Origin of the sequence: Achromobacter aegrifaciens, assembly GCF_902859735.1 — a bacterium.
GTDB classification, from domain to species: Bacteria; Pseudomonadota; Gammaproteobacteria; order Burkholderiales; family Burkholderiaceae_B; genus Achromobacter; species Achromobacter aegrifaciens.
In genome coordinates, this window is record NZ_CADIJY010000002.1 from 34,686 (window position 1) to 46,956 (window position 12,271).

At 63.3% G+C, this 12,271-nt stretch carries 8 protein-coding genes; all 8 read left to right on the plus strand.

Annotated features, from left to right (window positions below; all coding sequences use genetic code 11):
* Positions 1-4: 4 nt before the first annotated feature.
* Entirely contained in the window at positions 5-982 is a 978-nt protein-coding gene (flgJ, locus tag HV766_RS06145) for a flagellar assembly peptidoglycan hydrolase FlgJ (RefSeq protein WP_175180788.1), read from the plus strand.
* 70 nt (positions 983-1,052) lie between these two features.
* Positions 1,053-2,720, plus strand: a complete 1,668-nt coding sequence (flgK, locus tag HV766_RS06150) for a flagellar hook-associated protein FlgK (protein ID WP_054456677.1) — start codon at positions 1,053-1,055, stop codon at positions 2,718-2,720.
* A gap of 47 nt (positions 2,721-2,767) precedes the next feature.
* The gene (flgL, locus tag HV766_RS06155; RefSeq protein WP_175180789.1) at positions 2,768-4,012 is read left to right on the plus strand and encodes a flagellar hook-associated protein FlgL; all 1,245 of its coding nucleotides are present in this window, start codon (positions 2,768-2,770) and stop codon (positions 4,010-4,012) included.
* Positions 4,013-4,153: 141 nt separating this feature from the next.
* Complete coding sequence (locus HV766_RS06160) at positions 4,154-6,043, plus strand: methyl-accepting chemotaxis protein (protein ID WP_175180790.1); 1,890 nt, start codon at positions 4,154-4,156, stop codon at positions 6,041-6,043.
* 99 nt (positions 6,044-6,142) lie between these two features.
* Entirely contained in the window at positions 6,143-7,993 is a 1,851-nt protein-coding gene (locus tag HV766_RS06165) for a methyl-accepting chemotaxis protein (protein WP_175180791.1), read from the plus strand.
* 29 nt (positions 7,994-8,022) lie between these two features.
* Positions 8,023-8,490 carry a hypothetical protein gene (locus tag HV766_RS06170; protein WP_054456681.1) on the plus strand — a complete coding sequence of 156 codons (468 nt, stop codon included), beginning with the start codon at positions 8,023-8,025 and terminating at the stop codon, positions 8,488-8,490.
* A gap of 139 nt (positions 8,491-8,629) precedes the next feature.
* Positions 8,630-10,363: a methyl-accepting chemotaxis protein gene (locus HV766_RS06175; RefSeq protein ID WP_054456682.1), complete on the plus strand. Its 1,734-nt coding sequence runs from the start codon at positions 8,630-8,632 to the stop codon at positions 10,361-10,363.
* Positions 10,364-10,656: 293 nt separating this feature from the next.
* A complete protein-coding gene (locus HV766_RS06180) occupies positions 10,657-12,252 on the plus strand; it encodes a methyl-accepting chemotaxis protein (protein WP_054456683.1) in 1,596 nt (531 codons plus the stop codon).
* Positions 12,253-12,271: the final 19 nt, after the last annotated feature.

Here is a 12,271-nt window from a genome sequence, read left to right on the forward strand (position 1 = left end):
GGCCATGGCGTACACCAATGATGCGGCGCGCGGCGCCAGCCGGCAGGATTCGGTTTTCGACATGGGCCGCCTGTCTGACCTGAAGCGCGATGTCAAAAAGGATCCTGAGGGGACCGAGCAGCAGAAACAGGTTGCCAAGCAGTTCGAGGCCCTGTTCCTGCAGATGATGGTCAAGCGCATGCGCGAGGCGACGCCCAAGGAAGGGCTGTTCGACTCGCAGCAGACGCAGATGCTGCAGTCCATGGCGGACGAGCAGCTGGCCCTGCATCTGGCGTCGCCTGGCATCGGCCTGTCCGGCGCCATTCTGGCACAGATGCAGCAGGGCAAGCCCGGCGAGTTGGGCGCGGATGCGGTCAAGCGCCTGGGAGAGGGCGCGGACCTCGACTTCCGCGCCGCTGGCTCGCGCGAAGTGTCGGCATTGCTGAATGTGATGCGCAATAACAGCGCGCAGAACCGGGCGCTGGCCGCTGCGGAAGGCGCGCCCGACCACGTGGTCGCCTTCGTATCCAAGATGTCGCGCGCAGCCAATCTCGCTTCCCAGCAAAGCGGCGTGCCGGCCCGCCTCATCATGGGCCAGGCGGCGCTGGAGTCGGGCTGGGGCAAGCGCGAGATCAAGCACCAGGACGGCAGCACCAGCTACAACCTGTTCGGCATCAAGGCGGGATCCAGCTGGAAGGGGCAGGTTGTCAACGTACTGACTACTGAATACGAAGACGGCGTGGCGAAAAAGGTGACGCAACCTTTCCGCGCCTACGCGTCCTACGAGGAATCGTTCGCGGATTACGCCCGTCTGATCGGCAACAGCCCGCGCTACGAGGGCGTCACGCAGGCCCGCAACGAGATCGAGGCGGCGCGCCGGATCCAGGATGCGGGTTATGCGACGGATCCCCAGTATGCGCAAAAGTTGATCGGCGTGATGAGCCAGCTGCGGGGTGCGGCATCCAAGGTGGAAATTTCTCGCCAGATGTTGGAAGGACTCTAAATTCGGATCACCTCCTGCCGTTAATTGGATATCCAGGTATATCAGCGGTTAAATACGGGGCATTGTCAGCATGAATATGTATAAATTGGCGCTGGGCGGGCTGAACGCCGCTCAGGCAGGGCTGGCCACCACCAGCCACAATATCAACAATGCCACCACGGTTGGTTACAACCGCCAGCGCGTCATGGTTTCGACTGCCGGCGCCCAGGCGACCAGCAACGGCTACATAGGCCGAGGCGTGCAGGTCGACACGGTCGTGCGCAGCTACGACAGTTTCCTGTACAAGCAACTGGTCGGCGCTCAGGGCAGTGGCGCCCAGTTGCAGACGCAATACAACCAGGTTTCGGCAATCAACAACCTGTTCGCCGACCGCACCGTCGGCATCGCGCCGGGCCTGACCAATTTCTTCACCAGCATGAATGCGGTGGCCAGCAAGCCTGCCGACCCTGCCGCGCGCCAGGATTTGCTAGGCAAGGCCAATAGCCTGGCCACCCAGATCCGTTCGGCCTACACCGAGATGCAAAACCAGCGCATCGGCCTGAACACGCAGATCACCACGACGGTCGAGCAGGTCAACAGTTATCTGACGCGTATCGACGATCTGAACCAGCAAATCTCGCTGGCTACGGGCAAGGCGGGCGGCAGTCCTCCGAACGATCTCCTGGATCAGCGCGACCAGGCCGTCATGGAACTGAATCAGCTGGTAGGCATCACCACCTACGAACAAGGCGACAAGATCAACATTACGTTGGCCAACGGTGGCCAGGCGCTGCTATCCGGCAACACCATCTATCCGCTGCAAGCGGTGGCTTCCTCCAAGGATACGGGACGCACCGCCATTGCCTACACGCTGCCGGCCGGCTCGGGTAAGACGGTCGCCGTGGAGCTGGATGATGCGGAAGTGACCGGCGGCTCGCTGGGCGGCCTGTTGCAATTTCGCGCGACTTCGCTGGATGTCATGCAAAGCCAGCTGGGTCAGATGGCCGTCGGCCTGGCGCTGTCCTTCAACGAGCAGCACAAGCAGGGCCTGGACCAGAACGGCAATCCCGGCACGGACTTCTTTGGCATCGGTTCGCCGCAGGGCGTACCGAATGCGCAGAACAAGAGCAACGCGTCGCTTTCGGGTCAGTTCACGAACCTGAACAACATCAACGCCAAGGAATACGAGATTTCCTTCGACGGCACGAACTACCGCGTGCTGCGCATGCCGGAAGGTTCGCAGGTCTACAACGGTCCGGCCACCGGGACGCCGGGCACGCTGAATCTCGACAGCGAGATGGGTGTGACCCTGACCATCAGCGCGCCGCCCCAGGCTGGCGACAAATGGTCGCTGGCACCCACGCGCGATGCGGCACGCGATCTTACCGTTCTGATCTCCGATCCTTACAAGATCGCGGCGGCCGACTTAGAAGGCGGTGACGCCAACGGCAAGAACGCGCTGAAACTGGCTCAGCTGCAGAACAGCAAGGTGCTTGGTAACGGCACGATGAGCGTGAACGATATGTTCGGCCAGGTGGTGAATACGGTTGGGGTGCAAACCGCTCAACTCAAGTCCGCGGCGACCGCGCAGGCAAACCTGATCACGCAGAAGACTGCGGCGCAGCAGGCTGTCTCGGGCGTCAACCTGAACGAAGAATACGTCAGCCTGTCGCTGTACCAGGAACAATATCAAGCCAGTGCTCGCATCATTGACGTGGCCAGCACCATGTTCGACACGCTGCTGGGTCTGCGCGGCTGATCGGATCGTTGAATCGTGACAAATAAAGAAAATTTCGGAGCTTCACCATGCGCCTGAGCACCTCGATGATGTACTCGAACGGCCTGAAGGGCGTTCTCTCTCAGGAATCCGATATGAACCGCCTGGTTGAACAGGTCGGTAGCGGACGCAAGAACCTGACTCCGGCGGATGATCCCCTGGCCGCTGCGTTGGCCATTAGCGTGGCTCAGACGCAGAGCATGAACAATACGTATGGCATGAACCGACAGACGGCCAACACGAATTTGGGTCAGGAAGGCAATACCTTGACGGCGGTGACAAACGCCTTGCAGGAAGCGCGGACCCGTATCATTCAGGCAGGCGGTGTGCTCTCTGATAGCGACCGCCAGACGTTGTCCACCGCGCTCAAAAACACGCGCGATGCGCTGTTGGGTCTAGCGAACACGACGGACGGCAATGGCCAGTATCTGTTCTCGGGCAACGATGGCAACGTGATACCGTACTCCAAGGACGCCACGGGCAAGATCGTCTATAGCAATTCGGTAGGTGAGCGGACCATTCAGGTTGACCAAAGCCGCCAACTGTCCACCAGCGATCTGGGTAAGGATATTTTCGGTCGCGCCAATCCGGGATCGCAAGCCTTTGTCGCGTCGGGGGCAGACTCCAATACTGGCACCGCCGAGTTTGGCTCGGCATCCGTGACGCCGGGCTCGGCCAACGCTGGCAAGAAGTTCGCGGTGCAGTTTGAAACCGATGTGGCTACTGGAAAGATTGGGTATCGGGTCACGACGACGAATCCCGATGGTTCCAGCACGACTGTTCCGGCGGCCGGGTCGCCTGCAGCTTACGCTGACGGCGCCACGATCAATTTGGGTAGCGGTGTATCCGTATCGATCAAGGGCGCCCCGAATGCGGGTGACGTGATCAACGTCGATAGCGTCCAGGCTATCGATATGGACGTGTTCGCTACCCTGGACAATGTCATCGCTGCGCTGGACGCGCCCAGCGCTGGCGACCCCGTCGCGACCGCCAAACTGAACAATGCACTAGCGACGGCCAACAAGAAGCTGGCGAACACCTACGACAACGTTCTCACGGTGCAGGCTTCGGTCGGCGCCAGGATGAACGAACTGGACGCACTGAACTCCACGGGTACGCAGAAAGGCCTGTCTTACTCGAAGTCTCTGTCTGATCTGGAAGAACTGGACTACTACCAAGGCGCCAGCCAGCTCGCGCTACGCCAGGTCGCGCTGCAAGCGGCGTCGGCAGCATTCATGACCATCCAGGGATCAAGTCTGTTCAGCCGCAAGTAGCAATGCGGTAGGTACAAAAACGCGCCATCGGGTGCGTAGGGTTGCGCCTTTGCGGACGCTACTGGCCAGGGGCCGGGGCGTCCGTGTGTGCGTGCAGAGTAGGAAATAGTCGTTTCACATTGCTTAACGCTCGGATATTCCATGCTTGTCAACTTGAAAGTCCGCACCTGTCTCGTTTTGGTGTTGCTGCTCTTCACGGGCGCCATGTTCATCTCAAATGGCGTGGCGTGGATGGGGCTGAACTCGAGCAATGAGAAGCTGGAGCGGGTCAACGACGCCTATTCCACGCAGGCCTCGCAGCTGAACCGGGCCTACATCCTGTTCCTGCGCGGCCGCTTGCTGTTGGCGACGTCGCTGATGGATCTGCAGCAAGGAAAGACCGAACAGGCGACTTCGCAGGCCAAGCGCGCGGAAGGTTTGATGCAGGAAGGCGCCCAGGCGCTGGACGCATACCGCAAGGCACCGCGCCTGGAAGGCTCGGAGGCTTTGAATCAAAAGCTGGAAGGCGCCTACAAGCAGTTCAGCGACGTGGTCAGGCGTCAGGCGGCCGCGTTGTCGACCATGGCCGTGCAGGACTACCTGGATCTGAACGACGCGGGAAGCGCGGCGAACACGGCTCTGAGAGAGGCGGTCGGCGGCGTGCTGGCGCATATCGACTCCAGCACCGATGAGCTGGTGGTGCAGGCCGAAGCGGCCCACGGCGTTTCGCGCACGGTCACGATAGTCATGCTGGCGATCTCCCTGGCCTTGGCATTGGGCTGCTGGCTGTTCATCAGCCGGACCGTGCTGCGCCCGTTGCGGGAAGCGGGCGACCATTTTGAAAAGATCTCGGGCGGCGATTTCACCGGTCGCATCGACGTGCGCAGCACCAACGAGATTGGCCAATTGTTTGGCGCTATCAAGCGTATGCAGGAAAGCCTGACCCGCACCGTGGCGCTGGTGCGCCGTGGCGTGGACGAGATCAACGTGGGCTCGCGCGAGATTTCCGCCGGCAACACGGACCTGTCCAGCCGCACCGAGCAGCAGGCGGCCTCGCTGGAGGAAACCGCGGCGTCGATGGAAGAGCTTGCGTCGACCGTGAAGCAGAACGCGGACAATGCGCGCCAGGCCAATCAGCTGGCGGCCAGCGCGTCCGATGTGGCCGAGCGCGGCGGTTCGGCGGTGTCGGAAGTGGTCAGCACGATGCAAGGCATTTCGGCCAGCTCGCGCAAGATCTCCGAGATCGTGTCGGTGATCGACGGCATTGCCTTCCAGACCAACATCCTGGCGCTGAATGCGGCGGTGGAAGCGGCGCGCGCGGGTGAGCAGGGCAAGGGCTTTGCGGTGGTGGCGGGCGAGGTTCGCTCGCTGGCGCAGCGCAGCGCCCAGGCGGCCAAGGAAATCAAGGGCCTGATCGAGGATTCCGTGAGCAAGGTCAGCGCGGGCTCGCAGCAGGTGGAGCGCGCAGGGTCGACGATGCAGGAGATCGTGGCCTCGGTGAAGCGGGTGACCGACATCATGGGCGAGATCTCGGCGGCGTCCGAAGAACAGTCCAGCGGCATCGACCAGGTGAACCGCGCGGTGTCGCAGATGGACGAGGTGACGCAGCAGAACGCGGCGCTGGTGGAAGAGGCGGCCGCGGCCGCGGGTTCGCTGCAGGAACAGGCGCAGCGCCTGGCCGAAGCAGTGGCCGTGTTCAAGATCAATGCGGGCGAAGTGATCGAAGTCCCCGCGCAGCAATTGGCATCGCAACGCAGCGCGCCCCGCATGCCGGCGCCGCCCACACAGCCGCAGGCTGCGGCAGGCAAGGTGCCCGCCGAACCCGTTAACGCTGAAGCGCCTCAGCCGGCGGAACCTGCACCCAAGGCGGCGCCTGCGCCACGCCTGACTCAGGTCGCCCGGCCCAAGCCGGCGCCGGAAGCGGCCACCACCGTTCGTCCGCTACGCCGGCCAGCCAGTCGCCCGGCGAGCGCCAAGGATGCCGCGCCTGCGGCGCCAGCCTCCAGCCGGCGCCCAACGCCTGCGGCGGATGACGATTGGGAGTCTTTCTGACGGAGGGATCCGTCAGCGCAGCACAGGCAGTAAAGCTACCCCCCTATTTACGGCCTGGCGGCAAGAGTGCCGCCGGGACGACTACCGGAATATACGGAAATGTTTAGCAATCTGAAGGTGCGTACGGGCTTGATGCTTGCCCAGTTGGCCGTAGCGCTGGCCGCGCTGGTTTCCATCGTCCTGGGCTGGAACAGCATGCGTTCCAACTCCGAGGCGATCAATGCACTGGATAGCTTGAGCGTACAGCAGGCGAATCTGATCAAGGACGCTTACACGCAGATGCTGCGCGCGACCATACGCGCCGACATCGCTGCCGCGCAGCGGGCCACGGGCGACGCCAATGGCGCCAGCGAGAACACCCGTACGGTGCAACAGCTGGTCGCCGACGCCAAGAAGAAGATGGAGACCTTCAAGGCCATCCCGAAGACCACGGCGGTAGGCAAGAGCGCCGAGGGTGACCTTCTTTCCTCGTTCAACGGCTTCGCAGACGCATTGCAAGCCATGATGTCGGCGTTGGACAAGGGCGATTCGGCGGCTTACCTGGATTTGAAAAACACCAGGGCCGGCGCCGCGAGCGGGGCGTTCTCGAAACAACTGGGCGAATTCGCCAAAGACATTACCTCCTATAGCGAAGAGATGGTGTCGTCCTCGCGCTCGCAGGCGGCGACGATGGCCATTGTGTACGCCGCGTTGGCGGTGCTGATCGTGGCGGTATGGCTGGGCGCCTTCCTGTTCATGAATCGTGTCGTTCTGCGGCCTTTGCGCGCTGTCAGCGACAGCTTCGACAAGATCGCTGGCGGTGATCTGACCGTCCGCGTAGACGTGACCTCGACCAACGAGATCGGCACGTTGATGGCTGCGGTCAAGCGCATGCAGGAAAGCCTGACTCGTACCGTATCTGCGGTGCGCCGTGGCGTGGACGAGATCAACGTGGGCTCGCGCGAGATTTCCGCCGGCAATACGGACCTGTCCAGCCGCACGGAAGAACAGGCCGCTTCGCTTGAGGAAACCGCGGCTTCGATGGAGCAACTGGCATCGACCGTGAAGCAGAATGCGGACAACGCGCGCCAGGCCAACCAGCTGGCGGCCAGCGCGTCCGACGTGGCCGAGCGCGGCGGTTCGGCGGTGTCGGAAGTGGTCAATACCATGCAGGAAATCTCGGCCAGTTCGCGCAAGATCTCCGAGATCGTGTCGGTGATCGATGGCATTGCCTTCCAGACCAACATCCTGGCGCTGAATGCGGCGGTAGAAGCGGCCCGCGCGGGTGAGCAGGGCAAGGGTTTTGCCGTGGTGGCGGGCGAAGTGCGCTCGCTGGCGCAGCGCAGCGCGCAGGCGGCCAAGGAAATCAAGGGCCTGATCGAGGATTCCGTGTCCAAGGTCGGCGCGGGTTCGGAGCAGGTGGAGCGCGCCGGCTCGACGATGCAGGAGATCGTGGCCTCGGTGAAGCGTGTGACGGACATCATGGGCGAGATCTCGGCCGCTTCCGAGGAACAGTCCAGCGGCATCGACCAGGTCAACCGTGCCGTGTCGCAGATGGACGAGGTGACGCAGCAGAACGCGGCGCTGGTGGAAGAGGCTGCCGCGGCCGCGGGTTCGCTGCAGGAACAGGCGGAACGCCTGGCCGAAGCGGTGGCTGTGTTCAAGGTCAATGCGGGCGAAGTGATCGAAGTCCCCGCGCATCAGTTGGCGGGTCAACGTCCGGCGGCGCGCGTGGCTGCCCCGGTCGCGCCCGCAGTGCAGGCGGACGCGCCCGCGGCGGAGACCAAGGCAGTGCCGGCCGTGCGCTTGACGCATTCCACCCGGACCAAGCCGGCTGCGGCTGAAGGGGCGACAGCGGCGCGGCCGCTGCGCCGTCCCACGGTACGTCCGGCTGCTGCACCGGCGGCCAAGCCCGCCGCGACGGCTGGCCGCCGATCAGCGCCTGCGGATGACGACTGGGAATCTTTCTGACACCGGCGTTGCCGGTAAATGGGTAGGGTATGCGAGGCTATATACATCTTCTGGCGACGGCCGTGGTGGCGGTTCTTCTGGTCGGCTGCGCGGCGTCGGGGCACAATTTCGACCCGGACAAGCTGTCGACCTTGACCCCTGGGCAGACGACGCTGGAAGAGGCTTCACGTGCACTGACCGCCCCGCCCGACAAACTCTACAAGCAGACCGACGGTACGCTGCTCGCGCTCTGGGCCTTCAAAATCACCTTCGTCGCGGACGGCTTGTACAGCCGCAAGGAAGCGCTGCTGCAATTCGGTCCGGACGGCCGACTGCTGCGCCTCGTCGACAGCACCAATATCTTGCTGGAACCCTGGGAACGCCAGAAGCTGCTGGGACCCGCGCCTATGCCTGACTTGCGTCAGGACATGGCGCCGCCCGCCGCGGCCCCCGAGGTGCAGACCATCTACATACCGGGTCCGGGTGAACCGGCCGGATTGCAGCCTCAGGGCAAATAGCGCCCTGTAGTCCAGCGGGGAGCATCGCGGCGCGAGCCGCGATGTACGTCGCCCGGAGTGCATGTCTCGTGTAACAAGGCATGTCCATCGGGTGGTTTTTTATTTGGTCAGAGTAGTTCCTGAGGGATGGGGAAATAATATGGAAGCGAGTCTCGAGTCCGGTACGAAGTCCGGAAAGGTCGGCAAGAAGAAGGCCGCGCGCGCACCCAAGGTGAAGCGCAAGCTGCGGTTGCGCGATGCCCGCGTCGGCACCATGTTGCTGTGGGTCATGGCGTTCTTCGCCGTGTTGATCGCGGCGGTGGGCGGTCTGGCCGCGTATTTCCTGCAGAACAACTATGAGTCGATTCGCGAGGTCAATGCACTGACCGAACGTTCGAAGCAGGTCGAAGTGATCAACAGCGACATGTTGCGCGCGCGGGTTGCGTTGATGGTCGCCGCGCGCCACCTGCAGGAATCCGGCTGGGGCAGCGGCGAGAACTCGGCCCGCGATGCCGCGGCGGCCTTGAAGGGCGCCACGGACCTGCTGACCGGCGTGCGCAGCCGTTTCGCCGATTTCCAGAAGAACATGCTGCAGGACGATACGGGCCGCCAGCTGTCCATGAACCTGGTCCGTCGTTATCGTTCCTACATCGACGACGGCGTGGATACCATGGTCGAAGCCCTGCGCAGCGAAGACTATTCCACCTTCTACATGGTGAACAACGAGTACGGCACGCCGCGCAGCGCAGCCTTCATCGAGGCGCTCAGCGAGTTTGGCAAGTACATCGGTGACCAGCAGCAAGCCACGATCGAAAAGGCCGAAGCCAATTTCAACCTCGCCATGGTGGCGGTGGGTGTCGCGGTCGGCCTGGCTGTGCTGCTGATGATTCTGGCGCGTCTGGTGTTCGGCCGCCTGGTGGTGCGCCCCTTGGTGGAAGCCGGCCAGCATTTCGACAAGATTGCAGCCGGAGACCTGACCAGCCGCGTGGAAGTGCGTTCTCACAATGAGATCGGCCAGTTGTTCGCCGCGCTCAAGCGCATGCAGGAAAGCCTGACCCGTACCGTATCCGCGGTGCGCAGCGGCGTGGACGAAATCACCGTGGGTTCGCGCGAAATCTCGGCCGGCAATACGGATCTGTCCAGCCGCACGGAAGAGCAGGCGGCTTCGCTGGAGGAAACCGCGGCTTCGATGGAAGAACTTGCGTCGACCGTGAAGCAGAACGCGGACAATGCGCGCCAGGCCAACCAGCTGGCGGCCAGCGCGTCCGATGTGGCCGAGCGCGGCGGTTCGGCGGTGTCGGAGGTGGTCAGCACGATGCAAGGCATTTCGGCAAGCTCGCGCAAGATCTCCGAGATCGTGTCGGTGATCGATGGCATTGCCTTCCAGACCAACATCCTGGCGCTGAATGCGGCGGTGGAAGCAGCGCGCGCGGGTGAGCAGGGCAAGGGCTTTGCCGTGGTGGCGGGCGAGGTTCGCTCGCTGGCGCAGCGCAGCGCCCAGGCGGCCAAGGAAATCAAGGGCCTGATCGAGGATTCGGTGAGCAAGGTCGGCGCGGGCTCGCAGCAGGTAGAGCGTGCGGGTGCCACGATGCAGGAGATCGTGGCCTCGGTGAAGCGCGTGACGGACATCATGGGCGAGATCTCGGCCGCTTCCGAAGAGCAGTCCAGCGGCATCGACCAGGTGAACCGTGCCGTGTCGCAGATGGACGAGGTGACGCAGCAGAACGCGGCGCTGGTGGAAGAGGCGGCCGCGGCCGCGGGTTCGCTGCAGGAGCAGGCGCAGCGCCTGGCCGAAGCAGTGGCCGTGTTCAAGATCAACACGGGCGAAGTGATCGAAGTTCCTGCGCACCAGTTGTCAGGCGGTTACGCCGCGCCGACGCTGACGCAGGCTTGATGCCCGTCGTCTGACGTCAGTAACAGGACCGCGGCCGCGCTGATGCGCGGTCGCGGTCCATATGCTTTGCGCCTTGGTGTGCGCAAATTCATGCGCACGTTAAGTTTTCGAAAATTTGGTCGTTAACAACAATAACGCCTGAAAAGGGCGGTGAACAGTGTTCGAAAATGCGGGGCCATGCCGTCCCGGAGCCTGACGAACCTGGCGGGGGAACACGTCTATGCGGGGCGTCAGATCCGGTTTGCTCGCCGATATCCATTCGCTGCTCGACATGATGTATCCGGAGGCAAGCTGTGCGCGTCAACCTACCCGTCCACAATGTAGAAACCAAGCTGCGCGAGGATCAATACCTGATCTCGCGTACTGATACCAAGGGCCGGATCGTCTATGCGAACCCGGCTTTTGTCGAAGTCAGCGGTTTCTCCCGCGAAGAGCTCATCGGCAAACCGCACAACATCGTGCGCCATCCCGACATGCCGCCCGAAGCCTACGAAGACCTGTGGGAAACGCTGCAGGCCGGAGAGTCGTGGCTGGGCCTGGTGAAGAATCGGCGCAAGGACGGCGGTTACTACTGGGTGCTGGCCAATGCAACGCCCATCGTCGAAAACGGCGAGGTCGTGGCGTATTCCTCGGTACGGGTGCGCCCCTCCGAAGAACAGATCGAAATGGCTGAGGATTTGTATGCCCGAATTCGCGAGGGCACGGCCAAGGGCGTGCGCATCCTGCGCGGGCGTCCCGTGCGGGCGGGCTGGCGGCGCGGCGTGGACGTGCTGGCATTTCCATTCCGGCGCAATGTCCGCAGCCGCATGCTGCGCCACGCGCTGCTGTCATCCGCAATCATGGCTGGCGCGGGCATTTACGGCCTGCGGGCCAATTGGGCGGAACTGGGCACCTTGGGCGCGAGCGTTGGCTGCGCGGCCATTGCGCTGGGCGTCATCGCCATCTTTGGCATGGGCTGGCGCCTGTCGCGCTCGCTGCTGGATCCGATGGTGGATGCCGCCAATATGGCGCGTCAGGTGGCCGCGGGCAATCTGACCACGCAGATCGTGGCGGATTCCGACGATGAAGTCGGAAGTTTGAAGTTCTCGCTGGAAGTGATGCGCAAGAGCCTGATCGGGATTGCACAGGACGTGTATCGCGGCATTGAAGGCACGACCCATGCCGCAGCGCATATCGCGCGCGGCAACCAGGAACTCGCGGGTCGTACCGAAGGCCAGGCGGCGTCCTTGCAGCAGACCGCGGCCAGCATGGAACAGCTGACGTCCACGGTGCGGCAGAACGCCGACAACGCGCGTCAGGCCAACCAGCTTGCGGCCAGCAGCATGGAAGTGGCGCGCAAGGGCGGCGTGGCGGTCGGGCAGGTGGTCAGCACCATGCACGGCATTTCGGACAGCTCCCGCAAGATCGCCGATATCGTCAGCATCATCGAAGGCATCGCGTTCCAGACCAACATCCTGGCCCTGAACGCCGCCGTGGAAGCGGCCCGCGCCGGGGAGTCCGGCAAGGGCTTCGCGGTGGTGGCGGGCGAGGTCCGCAGCCTGGCGCAGAAGAGCGCGCAGGCAGCCAAAGAGATCAAGGGCCTGATCGAAGACTCGGTGGAACGTGTGACCGAGGGCTCCCAGCAGGCCGAGCAGGCGGGAGCGACGATGCAGGACATCGTGGCCGCCGTGCATCGTGTCACCGACATCATCGGCGAGATCTCGCAGGCTTCGCAGGAACAGTCCAGCGGCATCGAGCAGGTGGATACGGCGGTGTCGCAGATGGACGTGATGACGGTGCAGAACACCGCGCTGGTTCAGGATCTGGGTGGCGCCGTGATGCAGCTGGGCAACCAATCCGGCGCGCTGCGCGAGACGATCCGGGTGTTCCGCCTTACCGGGCAGCAGTAAACGGAAACGGGCGGTGTCA